Origin of the sequence: Kitasatospora brasiliensis (assembly GCF_032654805.1) — a bacterium.
Lineage (GTDB): Bacteria > Actinomycetota > Actinomycetes > Streptomycetales > Streptomycetaceae > Kitasatospora > Kitasatospora brasiliensis.
In genome coordinates this window covers 181,855-202,825 of record NZ_JAUOOW010000003.1, presented here as the reverse complement: position 1 = coordinate 202,825, position 20,971 = coordinate 181,855, and the positions used below count along the sequence as shown (strand labels likewise).

General features: G+C 72.8%; 8 protein-coding genes. All 8 read right to left on the bottom strand.

Annotated elements, in window-relative coordinates; all coding sequences use genetic code 11:
• Positions 1–418 precede the first annotated feature (418 nt).
• The 8 genes from QWJ13_RS13465 to QWJ13_RS13430 all read right to left on the bottom strand — a co-directional run bounded on the left by QWJ13_RS13465 (position 419) and on the right by QWJ13_RS13430 (position 20,563).
• Complete coding sequence (locus QWJ13_RS13465) at positions 419–3,472, bottom strand: DUF7507 domain-containing protein (RefSeq protein ID WP_316524187.1); 3,054 nt, start codon at positions 3,470–3,472, stop codon at positions 419–421.
• 697 nt (positions 3,473–4,169) lie between these two features.
• Positions 4,170–5,048 carry a 3-hydroxybutyryl-CoA dehydrogenase gene (locus tag QWJ13_RS13460; RefSeq protein WP_316524184.1) on the bottom strand — a complete coding sequence of 293 codons (879 nt, stop codon included), beginning with the start codon at positions 5,046–5,048 and terminating at the stop codon, positions 4,170–4,172.
• Positions 5,045–6,043, bottom strand: a complete 999-nt coding sequence (locus QWJ13_RS13455; protein WP_316524183.1) for a 3-oxoacyl-ACP synthase III family protein — start codon at positions 6,041–6,043, stop codon at positions 5,045–5,047. Before QWJ13_RS13455 ends, QWJ13_RS13460 begins: the two co-directional genes overlap by 4 nt.
• 1 nt (position 6,044) lies before the next feature.
• On the bottom strand, positions 6,045–7,373 hold the full coding sequence (ccrA, locus tag QWJ13_RS13450) for a crotonyl-CoA carboxylase/reductase (protein ID WP_316524181.1): 1,329 nt from the start codon (positions 7,371–7,373) through the stop codon (positions 6,045–6,047).
• Positions 7,373–7,930: a flavin reductase family protein gene (locus tag QWJ13_RS13445; protein WP_316524180.1), complete on the bottom strand. Its 558-nt coding sequence runs from the start codon at positions 7,928–7,930 to the stop codon at positions 7,373–7,375. Before QWJ13_RS13445 ends, ccrA begins: the two co-directional genes overlap by 1 nt.
• Before the next feature lie 85 nt (positions 7,931–8,015).
• Entirely contained in the window at positions 8,016–9,155 is a 1,140-nt protein-coding gene (locus tag QWJ13_RS13440) for an LLM class flavin-dependent oxidoreductase (RefSeq protein ID WP_316524179.1), read from the bottom strand.
• A gap of 75 nt (positions 9,156–9,230) precedes the next feature.
• Positions 9,231–17,264: a hybrid non-ribosomal peptide synthetase/type I polyketide synthase gene (locus QWJ13_RS13435; RefSeq protein ID WP_316524177.1), complete on the bottom strand. Its 8,034-nt coding sequence runs from the start codon at positions 17,262–17,264 to the stop codon at positions 9,231–9,233.
• Between the two features lie 35 nt (positions 17,265–17,299).
• On the bottom strand, positions 17,300–20,563 hold the full coding sequence (locus tag QWJ13_RS13430; protein ID WP_316524175.1) for a type I polyketide synthase: 3,264 nt from the start codon (positions 20,561–20,563) through the stop codon (positions 17,300–17,302).
• Between the last annotated feature and the right edge of the window lie 408 nt (positions 20,564–20,971).

Sequence of the window (20,971 nt, the reverse complement as noted above, 5' to 3'; positions counted from 1 at the left end):
ATAGGATCGACATCGCCAAGTGAAATCGATCGACCAAGCCGAAGGCCGACAGGAAAATACCCCTCCGAAATCCTGACGCCCCATTTCCGCGTGGACGTACGGAAGTTCCCGGTGCTCGCCGTGAAGAATTCGGGGGCGAAGCAGGGCTCGCCGCCACTGCAGCGCACGGGGGTCAACCGACGCCAGCGGCCGCTCGACGCCCACGACAGTGGCGGTGTGAGCTGCGGATTCGCTGACCAGCGCCCTCGCGCCCATGGCTACAGCGGCCTGGCCCCGGCATCGCCATGTACCGACTCCCCTGGCGAGGGCCTGGCCGTCGGCGAGTCGTCGGGCTGCCCGCACGACAGGGGACCGCCTCCGGGGCCCGAAGGCTTCGGAGGCGGTCCGTTTCACCGGCCGAGCGGCGACTCCGCGGGTGCTACCCGACGAATCGGTCGGTCTCGGCTCGGCGCCGTACGCGGTAGAGAAGTACGCCGCCCACTGTCAGTAGCGGGCCGCCGGCGAGGCCGGCCGCCGCGAGCGTCGCGGGTGAACCGGTGTCGGGCAGGTGGCCGCTCCCCTTGCCGTGCGGGGGACCCGCTGGACGGCCCGGGTGAGGAGGCTTGACGCAGTCTTTCTTCTCGGGGCATTCGGACACGGTGACGCACAGCTCTACGGGCGGACTCTCCACCGGCCGGCCCTGCGGGTCGCGGGCCGAGGCCGTCGCGGTGTTGGTCACGTGACCGGCTTTCGCGTCGTCCTGTGTGACCAGGTAGGTGCCGCGGCACGTCGTGCTCTCGCCGGGCCGCAGCGTCGTCGCTTCGCACACCACCGGCGCGACCCGGTCGTCGCTGACGGCGACGTCGGTCAGCGCGGTCGATCCGGTGTTGGTCACCGTGTACGTGTACGTCACCGTGTCACCGGGCCGCGCGGAGCCCTTCACATCGGCCTGTTTCACGATGGACAGCTGGGCCTGGCCCGCCACCGGGACCGTCGCCTCGGCCGGCGCACTCTCCACCGGCCGGCCCTGCGGGTCGGTGGCGTCCGCGTGAGCGGTGTTGGTCACGTGTCCCGCTGCCGCGTCAGCGGGCGTGACGACGTAGCTGCCGTGGCAGGTGGTGCTCTCGCCCGGCTGGAGGTCGGTCACGGTGCAGCTGACGTTGTGGATCAGGTCGTCGGTGACGGTCAGGCCGGTCAGGCGGGTGTTGCCGGAGTTGGTGACGGTGTAGGTGTAGGTGACGGTGTCGCCGGGGAAGAACGGGCCGGGCAGGTCCGCCCGCTTGGTCAGGTTCAGCGCCGGCGCGCTCAGGTTCACCGTGATGACGGCCGTGGTCTCCTCGCTGGCCACCTGGTTGCCGGCCGGGTCCGCCGCGTAGGCCACGGCGACGTTGATGACGTGGCAGACGTTCGAATCGCCCTGGTCACAGACCAGGTCCTGCCGGGTGACGGTGTATGTCCCGTGGCAGGTGGTGGTGGCGCCGGGGGCGAGGGTGGTCGCGTCGCAGACGATGCCGGTGATGTGGTCATCGGTGACGGTCAGGTTGTCCAGGGCGGTGTTACCGGTGTTGGTGACGCGGTAGGAGTAGGCGACCGTCGAGCCGACCTCGAACGGGCCGCTCGAAACCACCTGCTTCACCAGGGACAGCTGGGGCGCCGGGACGGCGACGGTGACGCTGGCCTCGGCGGGATCGCTGACGATCTCCTTGCCCTGCGGGTCCGTACCCCCGGCCTGCGCCGTGTTGGTGACGACGCACTGGGTGGCGTTGGCATCGACGTCCTTGCAGTCGTCGATGTCGGCCTGGGTGATCGTGTACGTCCCGTGGCAGGTGGTGCCGGCGCCGGGAGCGAGGGTGGTGGCATCACAGGTGACGGTGGCGATCCTGGAGTCCTTGACCATCACGTTGTGCAGGTCGGTGGTGCCGGTGTTGGTGACGGTGTAGGAGTAGCTGACCGTCGACCCCACGTGGTACGGGCCGCTCGAAACCACCTGCTTCGCCAGGGTGACGTGGGGCGTTCCGACCGGAACGGTCAGGTCGGTCTCCGGCGAGGTGACCGTCTGTCCGTTCGTCGTGCCCGTCGCCGTGGCGGTGTTGGTGACCGAACCGGTCGTTCCGTCGCCCGCGGTGATGGTGTAGCTGCCGGTGCAGGTGGTGCTGTCCCCGGGGCTGCCCGCCGGCGCCAGCGTGGTGGACAGGCAGGTGATGCCGGTGACGTGGTCGTCGTGCACCTGGATGTTGTTCAGCTGCACCCCGCCGGTGTTGCGCACGGTGTAGGAGTACGTGACCGTCTGCCCGACGGAGTAGGGGCCGGGCGTGACCACGTTCTTCACGATCTCAAGAGCGGGCGGCTTCTCCAGCGGCACGTGCTGCGAGGACGGCGGCGAGGTGACCGTCTCGCCGCCGGACGTACCCCTCGCGATGGCGGTGTTGTCGATCGACCCGTTGGCCGCATCGGCCGCGGTCACGGTGTAGGTGGCGGTGCAGGTGATCGTCCGACCGGGCGCGAGCGTGGTCACGGGGCACGACACAGGACCGACCTTCGGGTCGTCGACGACCAGGTCGGTGATGTCCGTGGTGCCCGCGTTGGTCACCACGAAGTCGTACGGCACCTGCGACCCCGGAGCCAGGTCGCCGGGCAGCGGCAGCCTGACCTGCTTCACCAGGTTCAGCTGGGGAAGCGGCACCGCGCTGGTGACGACCACATTGCGGATCAGGTGGACGTCGGTGGACGAGCCGGTCGACGAGGCGAAGCCGAACTTGTAGGTGGACGGCACGGGTTGGGGCGCCGGGGTGGACAGCACCTGGTGCGGGCCGGTGCCGTCGTTGAAGTCGATCGCCACGGTGACCATCGGGTTGGCCCCGGCCGTGATGTGCACGTTCACCTGGCGCCGGGACGGTTCGAGGATCTCCTCGGCCTCCACCGGGGTGGCCTCCGGAGGCATCACGGTCGACGGGCCGTGCAGCAATCCCGGAAGGGTCGACTGCCACGGTCCGGTGGTGGTGAAGTTGTTGGTCGTGGCGGTCAGGAAGCAGTACCCGACCACATCGTCGCCCGGCCCGCGCAGGGTGACCATGTTCGGTCCCGGCGGCGGCCAGGGGGACCTGGACGGCGCACGCTGGGGACAGCCGTTGCCGCGCTCTTCCCCGTCGCCGAAGAAGTTGCCGTACACGTCCAGACCGACTCCGAGATACCCGTGGTCGACACCGGGCTGCAGGGGGTTCGTCGGGATGTCGGCCTGGCGGATCTGGGCGTACCCGAGACTGCCGCCGTAGGCGCCGGGATGGGTGAGCGAGGCGGCGCCGTCCACCAGGAAGAAGGAGATCCCGTCCGCGGGGCTCGCCGGGGTGGTGCTGCCGTACTGGTACTGGTCGAACGTGACGTCAAGGCCCTGCCCCGCGGGGAGGGCGTGGTTGTACATCACGGCCGCGGTCCGGAAGAACCCGGCATCGGTCAGGCGGAGGAAGCCGTCCGGCGCCGCGTTGTTCGGAGGCACCGGCCCGATGGACGGCGGGCAGCCGAGCAGCGGATGGTTTCCGCTCCCGGGAGGCGAGGCCACGGGCGTCGCACCGCTCAGACACGCCGACCCCACGGCGGAGAACTCCGGAGCGGTGGCCTGCTTGAACGTCTCGGTGAGCAGGGGGGTCCCCAGGGCCAGCGGCTGTGCCTGAGCGACCGCTGCGGTTGCCGCCCGTGGGTGGGCCTGGGCGACGGCGCTGCCGCTCAACGACAGGGGCAGCGTGGCGCCGACGGCGAGGGCCAGTGCGGCCGAGGCGAGACTGGAGCCCCGCCCGCCCCGCCCGCGCCACCCGCATGACGGAGAAGATGGTCGTCTTTTCATATTTCGCATCAGTAACAGCCATCGGACGGCCGCCCCGGACGACAGTCCGGCAGGTCCCTCGAACGGCCGCCGCGACAGCCCCCCTTGCCGTCACCCGGGAACGCCCCCCGGCCGCCGGCGAGCAGGACCGGAATCCGCGCCCGGCCGAGTGGCAGGAGCTGAGCGGCGCGTCGGCCCGGAGCAGGTGAGCAGTGACGGGTCGAACGCGGTGTCGTTTGCCGGGATCAACTCCCGGCACGTCTCCCGGACATCCGGTCCGACCAGCTCACCAGCCCGGTCCCCCGCACCCGCGACGGTCCGGTCCCACGCGACGACACACGGCGCCGGAACCTGAAAGGTCTTCCGTGGTCTCCTAGGCGTACTCGTAGAACCCGCGCCCCGACTTCCGCCCGAGATGACCGGCGGTCACCAGGTCGAGCAGCAGCCTCGGCGGCCGGTAGCGGGCGTCGTCCGACTGCTCGAACAAGCCCTGGGCGACGGCGGCGAGGGTGTCCAGGCCGGTGAAGTCCGACAGGGCGAGCGGGCCCATCGGGTGGCCGCAGCCCTGGGTCATCCCGGCGTCGATGTCCTCCGCCGTGGCGTGACCGGACTCCAGCATGGTGATCGCCGACATCATGAACGGCACCAGCAGCGCGTTCACCACGAAGCCGGGCCGGTCGGGGGCGTGGACCACCCGTTTGCCCAGCCCCTCGGCGAGGAACCGCTCGGCCCGCGCCGCGGCCTCCGGCGCGGTCCGCGGCGAGGAGATCAGCTCGACCAGCGGCATCGTGCCGACCGGGTTGAAGAAGTGTGTGCCGACGACCAGGTCCTCCCGCCGGACCGAGGCCGCCAGGCCGGCCACGGCCAGCGAAGAGGTGTTGGTGGCCAGCACGACGTCGTGGTCCTTGGGAAGCACCGCGTCCAGCGCGGCGAAGACCTTGGCCTTGACCGGGTGGGACTCGGTCACCGACTCGATGATCAGCTCGCGGTCGGCGAGTTCGCCGAGGGTGTCCGTGAACGACAGGCGGCCGACCGCCGCGTCCCGGTCCTCGGCGCCGATCCGGCCCTTGGCCACGGACCGGTCCAGGGAGGCGAGGACCCGCTCCCGGCCGGCCCGCAGCGAGCGGTCCGACGAGACCGCGACCACGACGTCGAAGCCGGAGCGGGCGCCGAGCTCGGCCAGTCCGGCGCCCATCAGACCGCACCCGATCACGCCGAGTCGGCGCAGCCCGCCGCCCACCGCCCCGGTCATCGCGCGCCCCCGGCCCAGGTCAGCAGGCAGGCGCCGAGGGTCATGCCGGAGCCGAACGCGGTGAGCAGGACGAGGTGACCGTCCTTCAGCCTCCCGCTGCGGGCGGCGTGGTCCAGGGTCACCGGCACCGAGGCGCTGCCGGAGTTGCCGTACATCGGCGCGGTGAGGTGGGTGGTGGCCCTGGTCAGGCCGGCCACCTCGGCCAGCCGGCCGACCATGGCGCCGTTGGCCTGGTGCGGCACGAAGTGGTCGACGTCGCCCGGCTCCAGCCCGTTGCGGGAGAGGAACTTGTCGAGCACCCCGGGCACGTTGTCGAGCACGAACTCGGTGACCGCCCGGCCCTGCATGCGCACCGCGTGGTCGCGGCGGCCGACGGTCTCCGCCGAGGCCGGGTTTCGGCTGCCGCCGGCCGGGATGACGATCAGCTCGTTCTTGTCGCCGTAGCTGCGCAGCTCGACGTCGAGGATGCCCGGTCCGTCGGTCGGGCCCACCACCGCGGCGCCGGCGCCGTCGGCGAGCAGGACCGCGGTGGCCCGGTCCTTGGGGTCGGTGAACCGGGAGTAGATCTCCGAGGCGACCACCAGGGCATAGGCGCCGGGGGTGGTGGCGACCAGGCTGCGGGCGACCGCGAGCGCGTAGACGAAGCCCGCGCAGGTGGCGTTGAGGTCGAAGCAGCTCGCGCCGAAGGCCCCCAGCGCGTTCTGCACCAGGTACGAGGTCGGCGGCGCGGGGAAATCGCCAGTGCCGGTGGAGACGATCAGGTACGAGATCCGCTCGGCCGGTATCCCGGCCCGCTCCAGCGCGGCCCTGGCCGCGGGCACGGCGAGGTCCGAGACCGCCTCGTGGTCCTCGGCGAAGCGACGGGTGCGGATCAGCGTCTTGCGCTCGATCCAGTCCTCGTCCACGCCGAACCGCGCCGCGATCTCGGTGTTGCCGACCTCCCGGCCGGGCAGGTACGACCCGGTGCCGAGGATGCCGATTCCGGGTTTCGTCATGTCAGACCCCCTGCAGGAAGTTGATCCGGTCCTCGCCGACCCGCTCGCGCAGCCCGGGGTCGGTGACGCCCAGGCCGGGCCGGTCGGCGAGGCAGAGCACGCCGATCTTGCCGATGTGGTCGTTCACCTGGAGCAGCCGGGCGGCCTCGCCGATCTCCTCCAGCGGGTAGGTGCAGGAGAGCGCGGGCATGAGCTTGCCCAGGCCGAGCAGCCGGTGGCACTCCCACTGCTCCTGCAGGTTGGCGCCGTGGCTGCCGATCAGGCGCTTCAGCTTCATCCACAGGTACCGGTTGTCGTACTGGTGGTCGTACCCGGTGCTGGAGCCGCAGGTCACCACGGCGCCGCCGCGGCGGACCACGTACATCGAGATGCCGAAGGTGGCCTTGCCGACGTGCTCGAAGACGATGTGCGGGTCCTCGCCGATCTCGCGGCGGATGATCCGGCCGAGGCGTTTGCCGGCCTCGATCACCTGGGCCGGGTCGCTGAGGTCGTCGCCGATGCCGATGTCGTTGCGGTTGACCACCACGTCGCAGCCCAGGCGCAGCAGCGCCTCGCGCTTGCGCTCCGAGCTGACCACGCCGACGGCGATCCCGCCGCCATTGCGGATCAGCTGCACCGCGTACATGCCGAGGCCGCCGGCCGCGCCCCAGACCAGGACGACGTCGCCCTGCTTCATCCGGGCGCCGCGGTCGCTGATCAGCATGCGGTAGGCGGTACCCGCGCAGCCGGCCGTGGTGGCCGCTTCCTCCCAGGTCAGGTGGGGCGGCTTGGGGATCAGCTGGGTCGCGCGGACCACGGCGAAGTCCGCGAGGCCGCCGAAGTTGGTCTCGTAGCCCCAGGCGCGCTGCTGATCGCCGAGCATGCCGTCGGCATGCGAGGCGGCCTCCTGCTCGTCGGCCTGCACCGGGCTGGCCACGACGTGGTCGCCGGGCGCCCAGCGCCGCACGCCGGAGCCGACCCGGACGATCACACCGGAGGCGTCCGAACCGAGCACGTGGTGCGGCAGGTCGTGCCTCTTCTCCCAGTGGCCCTGGGCGCCGAAGCGCTTCAGGAACTCGAAGGTCGGCACTGGCGAGAAGGTGGCGGACCACACCGTGTTGTAGTTCACCGAACTCGCCATCACCGCCACCAGGACCTCGTCCGGCGCCAGTTCGGGCATCGGCACGTCGCCGACCCGGATCGACTTGCGCACGTCCCGGTCGGACGTCACGCCGAACATGTCGACGTCCTCGGCACGGATGTACGCGGCCCGGTACCGGCTCGGCACCTCGGCGGCGGTCAGGGCCTCCGGGCCGGCCCCTCGGCGCACCGCTTCGATCATGGTGCTCATCACGTTCCGTTCCTTCCAGAAGAGTTGGGGACTGCGTCGGCCGAAGCGGCGGTGTGGAAGTCGCGCCGGAACCAGATGAGCGGCCGGGTGGGCGCGCCCGTGCGGACTTCCAGCAGGCCGGCGACCAGCAGGTCGTGGTCGCCGACCTGGATGACCTCCCGCTTCACGCAGCGCGCCGAGAGCATGGCCGCGGGGAGGTAGGGCGCCCCGTGCCCGGGCCACGGGGCGCAGTCGCCGTGGGCGAAGCGGTCGATGCCGGACGTGGCGAATCGCCGGGCGACCTCGCGGTCGCCCTCGCCCAGCAGGTTCACCGTGAACTCGGACGCCTCGCTGATCGCCTCGATGCAGCTGGACCCGCGGCTGACGCCGAGCAGCAGCAGCGGCGGGTCGAGCGAGGCGGAGACGACCGAACTGGCGGTGAACCCGTACGGCCGGCCGACGGCGTCCTGGAGCGTCACCACCGTGACGTGCGCCGCGAGCTGCGACATGGTGTCCCGGAACTCCTGACCGCCCAGCAGCTCCTGCGTCGATGGCCGGGTCCGCTGGCCTGGCGTCATGTCCCCTCCTGCGTCGTGAGTGTCCGGGGCAGCGCGGACGCCGACCCGGGTCGGGGCGTGCCGGAGCACGCCCCGCGGATGGGCACTACTTCGCGTCCGGCGCGGACTTCGCCGCGAGGGAGGCCTCGCGCGCCTGGGCCGAGAGGTCTCCGCGGCGCTCGGAGACCCACTTCTGGGACTCACGCAGACCGTCCGTCGAGCCGGTGAAGTGCGGCACGACGTGCCGGCGGATCAGCTCGAAGCTCCGCTTCACCTGGCCGCGGGTGGCCCAGTCGTGCGTGTTGACCAGCAGCGTGCCGAAGCCGCCGCTCTGGTCGATCAGCCGCTGGATACCCTCGATCGCGTCCTCGACCGAGCCGATGATGACGGCCCCGCACTCGACGGCCTCGTCGACCTCGCGGCCCTCGGTGAGGTTCGCCGGCGCGCCGAAGGTGTCGACGACGTACTCGCGGAACCACTTGCGCATGCCGGGGCGGACCTGTTCGAGCGCCTCCTCGCGGGTGTCGGCGACGTGCACGCAGATGGCGATCCGCCAGTTCGCCCGGTCGACGGTCCGGCCGTTGCGGGCCGCCTCGTCCTCCGCCGCGGCCCACATCCGGTCGAGGGGCGCGTCGGGCATGCCCGGACGGCCGGCGAAGGACAGGGTGCCCAGCCCATACTGGCCGGCCAGCCGCATGCCGCGCTCCGAGCCCGCGCTGGCGACCACCATGTCGAAGCACGGCTGGGTGTACGGCCGCAGCTGAACCCGCGCGTCGCGCAGCTCGAACCAGTCGGTCTTCATGCTCACGCGCTCCTGGCCGCGCAGGAGGGCGACCACGGCCTCCGCCGACTCGGCCATCATCCGGCGCTGGTCGCTCGGCGCGATGCCCATCATGTGGGCGTCGGCGGGGGAGATCCCGGCGCCCATGCCGAACATGGCGCGGCCCTGGCTGAGGTGGTCGAGCAGCACCATCCGCTCGGCCACGGAGAGCGGGTTGTGGTACGGGAGGCTGACCACGCCGGTGCCCAGCTTGATCCGCCGGGTGCGCTGGGAGGCCGCCGCGAGGAACAGCTCGGGGGAGGCGATCAGCGACCAGCCGCCCGAGTGGTGCTCGCCGATCCAGGCCTCGTCGTAGCCGAGCTCGTCCAGGTGCTCGATCAGATCGAGGTCGAAGCGCAGCGCGGCCGTCGGGTCCTCGCCGAGCTCGTGGAAAGGTGCCATGAACGCACCGAACTTGAGGCTCACAGTAGACTCCGTCCGTTGTCCGGCCCGTCGGTGCGGGCCGGGAGTGGTGGGGTTGTTCCGGTCAGGGGCAGTGCGTCAGGAGAGCGGGCCGAGTTCCCGGCTGAGCCGCTCGGCCAGGACCTTCAGGTGCGGTGCGCGCATCACCGAGTAGTGCCCGCCAGGCACCTCGACGGCCTCGGCGTCGCCGGGCAGCAGCGCCAGCCACCGCTCGGTGGTCTCGGCGCTCGCCCCGCCGTTCACGGCCCGGAAAAGGCGCACCTTCCCGCCGTACGGGCGGGGGCGGTGCAGCAGCAGGGCGCGGGCGTTGCGCATGAATCGGGTGACGATCTGCCCCAGCGTGGCGGCGTCGAGGTCCGCGGGCAGCACGCCGGCGGCGCAGGCAAGCGCGTGGAAGACCTCCGGCAGCGGGCGGCCGCTGCCGTCGTGCAGGTCCTCGGCGGGCAGTTTCCAGTCGGTCTCGGTCAGGCCCGCGAGGTCGCCTGCCAGCCAGCTCAGCAGGTCGGCGTCGGAGACCTCGACGGTCTCGGCCGGGCCGGGCGGCTCCAGCAGGTCGATCGCGGTGACCAGTTCGACCCGGTGGCCGGCCTCCTCCAGCAGGGCGGCCGTCTCCAGGGCGATGACGCCGCCCATCGACCAGCCGCCGAGCCGGTACGGGCCGCTCGGGACGGCCTCGGTGAGCGCCGCCGCGTAGTGCGCGGCGAGCTCGGCGACGGTGGCGAGCTCCGGACCGTCGGGCACCTGGAGGGCGTAGAACGGCTGGCCCTGCGGCAGCAGCCGGACCAGGTCGGCGTAGCAGAGCACGTCGCCGCCGACGGGGTGGACGAAGAACAGCGGCGTCCGGTCGCCCTCGGTCCGGACCGGCACCAGCGCCGGCCGGCCGGTGTGGCGGCCGCTCTCCCGCAGCAGGGAGGCGAGCCGCTCCACGGTCGGGTGGCCGAAGAGCGCGGAGACCGGCACCGTCGAGCCGAGGTGGGCGGCGATCCGGGCCATCACGCGGACGGCGAGCAGCGAGTTGCCCCCCAGTTCGAAGAAGTTGTCGTGGATGCTCAGCGGCCGTTCGGCGAGCCGCTCGCCGAAGAACCCCGCCCAGATGTCGACGAGTTGCTGTTCGAGCTCGTCGCGCGGGGCGACCTGGGCCGTGGCGTCGCCAGTGGCGCGGCCCGGCACGGGCAGGACGGAGCGGTCCAGCTTGCCGTTGGCGCTGAGCGGTAGTGCGTCCAGGAGCAGCACCCGCAGCGGGACGAGGTAGCTCGGCAGCATGGTCTGCAGGGCGTCCAGCAGGTCCTGCTCGGTGGCCTCGTGGCCGCCGTCCAGGACGGCGTAGCCGACCAGGGACTTGGCCTCGTGGCGGCCGCCGACGACGTGCGCGGCGGCGCTGCGCACCCCGGGGATCCGCAGCATCGCGGCCTCGATCTCGCCCAGCTCGATGCGGTAGCCCTGCACCTTGACCTGGTGGTCCTCGCGGCCGAGGAACTCGATGTCGCCCGAGGGCAGATAGCGGCCGAGGTCGCCGGTGCGGTAGAGCCGCTCGCCGGTGACGGGATGGCGCAGGAAGGCGGCCCGGGTGCGGGCCTCGTCGCCCAGGTAGCCGCGGGCCAGGCCGGCCCCGGCGATGTAGAGCTGGCCGGGCACCCAGACCGGGCAGGGCTGCATCGACTCGTTCAGCACGTGGAAGCGCTGGTTGCGCATCGGCTTGCCGTACGGGACGCTCGGCCAGGCCGGGTCCACCTCCCCGATCGGGTACCAGATCGACCAGATCGACGCCTCGGTGGCCCCGCCGAGGCTCCACACCTGCGCGTCAGCCGCGATCCGCCGGATCCGGTCGGGCAGCGTGACCGGCACCCAGTCGCCGCTCATCATCACCACCCGCACCGGCAGGTCCCGGGCGCCGGTGGCGAGGGCGTGCTCGGTGAACATCTCCATCAGCATCGGGACGCTGTTCCAGATCGTGACCCGGTGCCGCTCGACCAGCTCCAGCCAGCGGGCCGGCTCCCGGTGCGCCTGCGGCGGCGGGATCACGACGGCGCCGCCGACGCTCAGCAGGCCGAACACGTCGTAAACCGAGAGGTCGAAGTTGAGCGCGGACAGGGCGAGCACCCGGTCGGACTCGGTGACGCCGTACTGCTCGTTCACGTCGTGGACGGTGTTCAGTGCCGCGCCGTGCTCGATCATCACGCCCTTGGGCAGGCCGGTGGATCCGGACGTGAAGATGACGTAGGCGAGGTCGTCCGGCGCGGTGCCGGCCGGCGCGGGCGCTGCCGGATCGGCCGCCCGGGCCTGCGGCCCGTCCACCGCCAGCACGCGCACGCCCGCGGGCCACGCGGTGGTGGTGAGCACCCGGTCCTGGGTCAGGACGTGGCCGATGCCGGCGCTGTCCAGCAGCACGGCGAGCCGTTCGGCCGGCACGGCGGCGTCGATCGGGACGTAGACCCCTCCCGCCTTCAGGATGCCGAGGACGGCCGCGACCTGCTCCCAGCCCTTGTGCATCACGACGCCCACCAGGGCGCCGGGGGTGACGCCCTCGACGCGCAGCAGGTTGGCGAGCCGGTTGGAGAGCGCGTCGAGCTCGCCGTACTTGAGGGTCCGGTCGGCGGCGATCACCGCGACCCGCTCGGGCCGCTCAGCGGCCCGGGCGGTGAAGCCCTCGTGCAGGAGCCCGGCGGGCAGCGGTCCGGCGGTGGCGTTGGCCGCCTGGCGGACGTCCAGTTCGGCGGCGGGGGTGAGCAGGGCGCCGGGCCGGTGCCAGAGTTGCTCGTCCGCGCAGAGGTCGGTGAGGATGCCGGTGTAGGCCCGGAACATCTCGTCCACCAGGCCGGGCGGGAAGACCGCGTCGACGGAGTCCCAGTTCAGCACCACTCCGCCGGCCTCGTCGAGGATCTGGTGGTCCAGCCAGACCTGCGGGGTGCGCACCGAGCTCCACTGCTCGCGGCCGTTGTCGGCCATCCCGATCAGCGGCTTGGCCAGGCCGGTCGCCGCGCCGGGGTTCTCGGCGGCGCCGAAGTTCACCGTGCTGGCGAAGACCACCGGCATGGTGACCGGGCCGGAGCCGGCCTGGGTGCGGCTCAGCTCGCGCAGAACCTCGACGCCGCTCACCCGGCTGTGCTCCAGGTCGCTCCAGAGCCGGTGCTGCAGCCGGGAGGCTCGCACGTCGAAGCTCTCGGAGGCGGTGCCGCGGACCTCCAGCAGCGTGGTCGCGGTGAAGTTGCCGACCACCTTGCCGACGTCCGGGTGCAGCGGCAGCCGGTTGAAGAACAGCACGTTCAGGGTGAACGAGGACGACTTGCTCCAGGCGCCGAGCACCTGCGCGTAGGCGGTGCAGACGGCGGCTGACGGGGTGACGCCGATCGCGGCGGCGCGCTCCTTGAACCGCGCCCACTGCTCGGCGTCGAGGGTGACCGAGCGGTGCGTGAACTCGGGCCGCTCGATCAGCGCCGGGTCGGTGCCCTGCGGCAGCTCGGGGCCGGCCGGCAGGGTCTTGATCCGCTCCCGCCAGTACTTCAGCGACGCCGCGTGCTCGGGGGTGTCCTCCAGCGCACGCAGCGCCAGCACGTAGTCCCGGAAGGTGATCGCAACGTCCGGCAGCCGGTCGTGGTCGCCCTGGTAGGCCGCGGCCCACTCGGCGAAGACCACCGAGGTGGACCAGGCGTCCATGGTGAGCGCGTCGGCGCCCACGTGCAGCCGGGTGGTGGTGTCGTCCAGCCGGCTGGCCCGGATGTCGAAGACCGGCCAGACCGAGGCGTCCAGCACCTGGTTCTTCATCTCGTCGTGGACGGCGGCCAGCCGCCCGGCCCGCCCCGCCTCGTCGAGCGCGCGCAGGTCGGCGACGTCGATCCGGTAGCGCGGCACGTCCGGCAGCACCCGCTGGGTGCCGTCCGGGTCGACCACCGCGCGCAGCATGTCGTGCCGGGAGACCACGTGGTTCCAGGCGTCGGTCAGCCGCTCCGGGTCGACGTTGTCGAGGTCGACTTCCAGGAAGAAGTAGGTGGAGATGTTCCCGAGCGCGTAGGCGCCGGACCGGCCCACCAGGTACGCCTGCTGGAGGTCCGTCAGGCCGAACGGCTCGTAGCGGTTCGCCTCGTCGTGGACCAGCTGTCGGGGCGCGCCGTCCCTCGGCACCAGCGCCGCGGACTCCGACCCGTCCCGGCCGAGGTCGAGCAGCGGCAGGATGTGCTCGGCGAGCCGGTCGACGCTGCCGTCCTCCAGGAAGGCGACCAGTGGCAGCTGGAGGCCGAACTGCGCGGAGAGCGCGTCGCGGGCCTCCAGCGCCATCAGCGAGTCCAGGCCCAGGTTCTGCAGCGACTCCACCGGGTCGAGGGTGGCCGCGTCCGCGCGCAGCACCCGGGCGACCGTGCCGAGCAGCAGGTCGCGCAGCGTGCCGAGGCGGTCGGCCGCGGGCGCCGCGGCCAGCGCCGCGAAGCCGTCGGTGGGCGCCTGGGCGGCGGTGCGGGCGGCGGGGCGCTGCCGGACGGGCTGGTGGTGCGCGGCGCCATCGGTCGCGCCCTCGCGGAGCACCGCCGTACGGCCGGCCCGCTTGGCGTACACGCCGGTGGCGAGGGCCACGGTGCGGCCCTCGGCGTCCTCCACCCGAACCTCGGCGATCAACGTCGACTCCGGGTTGGACTCCGGCGACAGGACCGCGTGGCAGTACAGCGGCCCGTTGCCCGGCGAGCCGTGCAGCTGGAAGCGGTCGATGCCGACCAGCATGTAGGTCGCGTCCTTCGGCGCGTCCTCGGGCAGGCAGATGAACAGCAGCTGGAACATCGCGTCGGTGAAGCCGGGGTGCAGCAGGTAGCCGTTCGCCTCGCCGGGCGCCGGCTCGCGCATCAGCGCGATCGCCTCGCCGCCGCCATGCCAGACGCGGTCGATCCACCTGGCCTCCGGGCCGAGGTACAGCTTGCGCCGCCAGAGCCGGGCGTAGAACTCCTGGCCGCTCAGCTCCGCGCCGAGGGCGGCGCGGACGTCCTGGCGGTGGGCGACGCCATCGGCCGCGGGGGCCGGGTCGGCCTCGGACCGCACGGCGCCCTGGGCGTGCAGCAGCCAGCCGTGCTCGGGGTGCTGCGCGTAATACCGGTAGCCGCCGTCGGGGTCGACGTGCAGCTGGACGTCGGTGGGGGTCTCCGGGTCGAGGATCAGGCCCTGCAGGACCAGGGTGGCCTCGGCCACCAGCGTCCCGGTCGCCGGGCCGAGGTTCAGCCGGCGGGCCGCCTCGAACGCGGACTCCAGGTAGACGCCGATGTTGACCACCGGCAGCCCGTCGATCACACAGTCGCCCAGACAGGGGTGGTGCCGAGCGCTGAGCCGGGTGGTGAACTGCGCGGTCTCCAACGGGGACGGCAGGCGGTGGCCCAGCAGCGGCTCGGCCCGGCCGGGGTCGGCGGCGCTCACCGCGGCCGCCGCGGTGCGGGTCGGCGCGGTCGGCTCGAACCAGTGCCGCTCGCGCTGGAACGGGTACGTGGGCAGGGCGACCCGCCGCCGCTCGAAGCCGGCGTGCAGCGCCGCCCAATCGAGGTCGAAGCCCACCGTGTACAGCTCGGCCAGGCTGCCGAGCAGGACGTCCGCATCGGCCTGCCGCGCGCGCAGCGAGGGGGCGAGCACCAGGTCGCCCGCCCGCTCGTCGGCCGGCAGACGACGGACCAGGCCGAGCAGGGTCGGCGCGGGGCCGACCTCCACCAGGGCCCGGCAGCCGCGGCCGAGCAGCTCGGCCATGGCCGCGTCGAACCGCACCGGCTGCCGCAGCTGGTCGCGCCAGTAGCGCGCGGTGAACTCGGTCACCGGCCGCCCGTCCACGCCGGAGACGACCGGGATCCGCGGAGGCTGGTAGGCGATCTTCGCGGCCTCCGCCTCGAAGCGCTCCAGCACCGGGTCCATCAGCGGGGAGTGGAAGGCCCAGCCGGCCTCCAGCGCCTTGGTCTTCAGGCCCGCGGCCGAGGCGGCCCGCAGCACCTCGGCGACGGCGTCCGCGCCGCCGGAGACCACCACGCTGTCGGGGCCGTTGACGGCCGAGACCGACACTCGCTCGGCGAACGGGCGCAGCAGCTCGGTGACCCGGTCGGCGGAGGCGAAGACGGCGGCCATCGAGCCGGGCTCGGTGCCCTCGCTCATCAGCGCGCCCCGCACCGCGGCGAGCCGCAGGCCGTCCGCGAAGGACATCACCCCGGCCACGCAGGCGGCGGCGATCTCGCCGACGCTGTGGCCGACCAGCGCCGCGGGCCGCACGCCCCACGACATCCACAGCCGCGCCACCGCGTACTCGACGGCGACCAGCGCGGGCTGGGTCCGGCGAGTGTCGGCGAGCAGCGCGCCGTCGGCGATGATCTCGCGCAGCGGCCGGTCCAGCAGCGGTGCGAGGACGGCGTCGGCCTCGTCGATCAGCTCGCGGAACAGCGGCTGGGAGGCGTACAGGCCCCCGGCCATGCCGGCGTACTGGGATCCCTGGCCGGTGAAGAGGAAGGCCGCGGTGGGGCGGGCGCCGGTGCGGGCCTGCCCGGCAGTGGCGTCGGCGAGGCGGGCCCGCAGCTGCGCGTGGGACGAGCCGGCCACCGCGAGGCGGTGCGGCAGGTGGGCGCGGCCGGTGTTGGTGGTGAAGCAGATGTCGGCCAGGTCGCCGTCCTCGGCGGCGAGCCGGTCGGAGTACCGGCCGACCAGCTGGGCCAGCGCCTTCGGGGTCCGGGCGGAGAGCGTCAGCACGTGGGTGCCCGCGTCGGCCGCCGGCTCGGCGGGGGCAGCCGGCGCCGGTGCCTCCTCGACCAGGACGTGGGCGTTGGTGCCGCTGGCGCCGAACGAGCTGACACCGGCGATCCGTGGGCTGGCGCCCCGCGGCCAGGCGGTCAGCTCGGTGGGGATCTCGATGGCGAGCTCGTCGATGCCGATCTCCGGGTTGAGCTCGGTCAGGTTGCGGTGCGGCGGGATCTCCCCGTGCCGCAGTGCCATCAGCACCTTGACCAGGCCGGCCACGCCGGCCGCCGACTCCAGGTGGCCGATGTTGGTCTTCACCGAGCCGACCCGCAGCGGTCCGGCCTCGCCGCGCTCGCCGAACACGGCGGCCAGCGCCCGCAGTTCGATCGGGTCGCCGAGCGGGGTTCCGGTGCCGTGCGCCTCGACGTAGCCCACCTGGTGCGGCTCGACGCCGCCGGCGCGCAGGGCGCCGCGCAGCACGTCCTGCTGCGCCCGGGGGTTGGGGACGGTGACGCCGCTGCTGCGGCCGTCCTGGTTGACGGCCGTACCGCGGATGAGGCCGAGGATCCGGTCGCCGTCGGCCCGCGCGTCGGAGAGGCGCTTGAGCACCAGCACGGCGCAGCCCTCGCCGCGCACGTAGCCGTTGGCGCCCTTGTCGAAGGTCTTGCAGGCGGAGTCGGGGGACAGCGCCCGGGTCTTGCTGAGGACCACGAAGATCTCGGGCACCAGGAGCACGTTCACGCCGCCCGCCAGCGCCGTCCGGCACTCGCCCGAGCGCAGGCTCTGCGCGGCGAGGTGCACGGCCACCAGGGAGGACGAGCAGGAGCTGTCGACCGACATGCTGGGGCCGGTCAGGCCGAGCTGGTACGAGAGCCGGCCGGCGCCGAAGGTCGAGGCGTTGCTGGTCGCCCAGTAGGCCTCCAGGTCGGCGGGGGCGACCTGCTGGAGCTGGGTGTGGCTGTAGTCGTGGTTGGCGATGCCGAGGTAGACGCCGGTGGCCGAGCCGCTCAGCCCGTCGGGGGCGATGCCCGCGTTCTCCAGCGCCTCCCAGGTGACCTCGTGCAGCAGCCGCTGCTGCGGGTCGAGGGCGGCCGCCTCGCGAGGGGACACCCCGAAGAAGGCGGCGTCGTACTGGTCGACGTCGCGCAGGAAGGCGGCTCGGCGGGTGTAGCTGGCGTCCGGGCGGGTGCCGGTCGGGTCGTAGAGGTGGTCCATCGAACCGCGCTCGGCGGGGAAGTCGATGACGCCGTCGCCGCCGCGGCGCAGAAACTCCCAGAACTCCTCCGGGTCGGCGCCGCCGGGCAGCCGGCAGCCGAGGCCGACGACGGCGATCGGTTCGGTCCTGGCGTGCTGGGCCGCCTCCAGTTCGCCGCGCAGTCGGCGGATCTCCCGGACGCTCTGGACGAGCACGTCCTTGCCGACGGTGTCGGTCACGGGGGCACTCCTCGGGTGGGTCGGTTCGGTACTGGTCACTTGCCGCTGTCCGTGGTCCGGGACGAGGAGCCGAGCTCGCCGGCCAGGATCGCGAGCAGTTCGCTCTCCGAGGCCTCGTCCAGAGACGGGTCCGGCTGCGCGGCGGGCGCGCTCGGGTCCTCGGCCGGGCGGTCGTCGCCGGCGCTGTTCGCGGGTCGGCCGATCAGGTCGAGCAGGTGGACGGTGAGCGCGTCGACGGTCGGGTGCTCGAACATCGCCGGGGTCGCCAGCCGACAGTGCAGGGTGTCCTCCAGCCGCCGTTTGATCCGCACCGCCATGATCGAGTCCATGCCGAGCTGAAAGAACCCGGCGGTGGGGTCCAATTGCGCGATGTCGAAGCCGAGTTCGCGGGCGATCGCCTCGGCGACGGTGGTGCGGACCAGCTCGGCGAGCTCATTGGCGTCGGCCGGCAGCGCGGCCGCCTCGGCCGACTCGGCGGCCGGCGCCGGGGTCGGGGTCAGGGTCGGCGCGTCCGCCCGGTGCTCGGCGGCCGGGCGGTCCGGCGCGGCCGGGTCATCGTCCGCGTCCAGCACCGGCGGCAGCGGGAAGAACTCGTGGTGCCAGGTGTAGGAGGGCAGCGGGACCGGCGTTCCGACCGGGCCGGCCAGCAGCTCCGGCGCGACCGGGTGGCCGTGCGCGTGCAGCGCGGCGAGCCCGGTGAGCATCGCTTCCGACTCGGGCTCCTCCCGGCGCATCGAGGCCAGGCCGAGACCCTCCCGTCCGGCCTCCTCGAAGGCTTGCTCGACCGCGGAGAGCAGCAGCGGGTGTGGGCTGACCTCGACGAAGGTGTCGTGGCCGTGCTCCACCAGCGAGCGGACGGTGGGCCAGAAGAGCACCGGCCGGCGCAGGTTCTCGTACCAGTACTTCGCGTCCAGGCAGGAGCCGTCGACGTACGCGCCGGTGGTGGTGGAGAAGATCGGGACGCTCGCCGACCGCGGGACGAGGTCGGCCAGGCCGTCGAGCAGGTCCTCGCGCAGCCGGTCGACGTTGGGTCCGTGGCCGGGCACCGAGCTCTTCATCAGGCGCTGGAAGATCCGGCGCTCGGCCAGCCGCTCGCCCAGCGCGGTGAGCACCGCGGTGTCGCCCGACAGGACGGTGGAGGTCGGGCTGTTGCTGACCGCGACCGAGACCTCGTCCCGAAAGCCGTCCAGCAGCGCGTCCGCCTCGTCCAGCGGCAGACCCACCACCATCAGCGAGCCGACCCCCCGCAGCCTGGTGAGCAGCCGCGAGCGCAGGCAGATGATCTGGGCGGCGTCCTCAAGCGAGAGCGCGCCGGCGACGCAGGCCGCGGTGATCTCGCCCATGCTGTGCCCGGCGACGACGTCGGGCTCGATGCCGAGGGAGCGCCAGCGGGCGGCGAGGCTGACCCCGAGCGCGAACAGCGCGGGCTGAATGAGCGTCAGGTCGTCCGGCAGGGCGTCCAGGTCGGTGCGGTGGATCCGTTCGATCACCGACTCGCCCTGCCAGTGCCGGATGGCCTCGTCGCAGGCCTGCATGGTGGAGCGGAACACCTCGCACTCGTCCATCAGCTGCCGACCCATGCCCAGGCGCTGGGTGCCGTGCCCGGCGAACAGGAACGCGGTGCGGCGCTTGACAGCGGGGCTCGCGACTCGACCGGTGACCACGCCGGACGGGTGGTCACCGGCCAGCCAGGCGGTCAGCCGCTCGGCGGCCTGGGCGTGCGAGTCGGCGACCACGGCCAGCCGGTGCGGGTGCGGGGTGCGGCGCAGCGCCGCGGTGGCGGCGATGTCGCGCAGGGCGGCGGACCGCCCGGCGGGGGAGATCAGGTGGTCGCGGTAGGCCGCGGCCATCCGGCCGACCTCGTCGGAGGTGCGGGCGGTGACGGAGATCGCGACCGGACCGGGGACCGGCGGGGCCGCCTCGGCGGGCGCCGGGGCCGGGCCGAGGATCACGTGCGCGTTGGTGCCGCCCGCGCCGAACGCGCTGACGGCCGCGTAGCGCCGGTCGTCCGGCACGTCCCAGGCCGCGGTGGCGGTGGGGACGAACAGCCGGGTGCCGTCGAGTTCGATGTGCGGATTCAGCGAGGTGAAGTGCAGGTTCGGGGTGATCATCCCGTGGTGGACACTCAGCGCCGCCTTGACCAGGCCGGCCAGGCCGGAGCCGGCCTCCAGGTGGCCGATGTTGGTCTTGATCGAGCCGATCGCGCACCCGGGATCCCCGTCGGCGCCGGGCCGGCCGTACACCTCGCTCAGCGCCTCCACCTCGATCGGGTCGCCGAGCGCGGTGCCGGTGCCGTGGGCCTCGACCAGGGTGACCTGGTGCGGTTCGATCCTGGCACTGGCCAGCGCCCGGCGGATCACCGCGCGCTGCGAGGGCCCGTTCGGCGCGGTCACCCCGTTGGTGAGGCCGTCCTGGTTCACCGCCGACCCGGCCAGCACCGCCCAGATCCGGTCGCCGTCGGCGACGGCGTCCGACAGCCGCTTGAGGACGATCGCGACCACGCCCTCGCCCCGGACGTAGCCATCGGCGCGGGAGTCGAAGGTCTTGCAGCGGCCGTCCTCGGCCAGTGCGCCGATCTTCGAGAAGCCCATGGTGGTGGCCGGCGACAGCATCAGGTTCATGCCGCCGACCACGGCCACCGGGCACTCCCCCGCGCGCAGGCTCTGCGCCGCGAGGTGGACGGCCACCAGCGACGCCGAGCAGGCCGAGTCGACCGTCAGGCTGGGGCCGTGCAAGTCCAGCAGGTAGGAAAGCCGGTTGGGGATCAGCGAGTTGGCGGCGCCGATCGAGGTGTAGGTGCCGATCCGGTCGCGCCGGCGCAGCTGCATCTGCAGGAAGTCGCAGGCGTTCGCGGCGACGAACACGCCGGCGTCGGTGCCCTGGAGCGCGGGCAGGGTCAGGCCGGCGTCCTCGATGGCCTCCCAGGCGACTTCCAGGAACAGCCGCTGCTGCGGGTCCATGTCCTGGGCCTCGCGCGGCGAAATGCCGAAGAAGTAGGGGTCGAATTCCTCGGCGGTGGAAAGGAAGCCGCCGTGCCGGGCGACCATCCGGCCCGGAACCCCGCGATCCTCGTGGTAGTACCGGGAGTTGTCCCAACGGGACGCCGGGATCTCGGTGATCGCGTCCACACCGTCGACGAGGAGCCGCCACAGGTCCGTCGGGCCGTACACCTCGCCGGGCAGTCGGCAGCCGATCCCGGTGATCGCGATCGGCTCTCGTCTTGCCTGCTCCAGGGCCACGACCTTGGCGCGAAGGTCCCGCACCGCGGTCAGGGCAGTCGTCAGCGCCTCAGTCGTCATCTGGCCACCTGTCGGTCCGAATGGACGGGGAGATCGGCAGCCGGACATCAGACGTGTCGGAACGGCTGCGAAACCGTGAATTCCTCGAAAGGCTAACCCGTCGCCGCAGCGGCCGGTCAACCCCAGTCCGGAATTATGGGGGCCACCCCTAATCGACCGTTTTCAGGGGACCCCTAAGACAAATTTCCGGGTCGGGGTCGGCGGAATTTCGCCACAATCGGACGGAACTTCTCCGGAAATTGCGGGGACCGAGGTGATCGAGCAACCGACCGTGCGCGACGGCAAGGGGAGAACGCGGAAAAGCGACCGCCGCGGCCCGGGAAGGGCCGCGGCGGTCGCCTGGTTGCCCGGCAGGGGTCCGGGCGCGGATGGCTGCGCGAAGCAGCCCGGTCATCGGGTGGGCACCGC

Coding starts and splice junctions, on each gene's coding strand:
- QWJ13_RS13460 (WP_316524184.1), bottom strand. CDS start 5,048: ATGACCGGGGCGGTGGGCGGCGGGCTGCGCCGACTCGGCGTGATCGGG.
- QWJ13_RS13455 (WP_316524183.1), bottom strand. CDS start 6,043: ATGACGAAACCCGGAATCGGCATCCTCGGCACCGGGTCGTACCTGCCC.
- ccrA (WP_316524181.1), bottom strand. CDS start 7,373: ATGAGCACCATGATCGAAGCGGTGCGCCGAGGGGCCGGCCCGGAGGCC.
- QWJ13_RS13445 (WP_316524180.1), bottom strand. CDS start 7,930: ATGACGCCAGGCCAGCGGACCCGGCCATCGACGCAGGAGCTGCTGGGC.
- QWJ13_RS13430 (WP_316524175.1), bottom strand. CDS start 20,563: ATGACGACTGAGGCGCTGACGACTGCCCTGACCGCGGTGCGGGACCTT.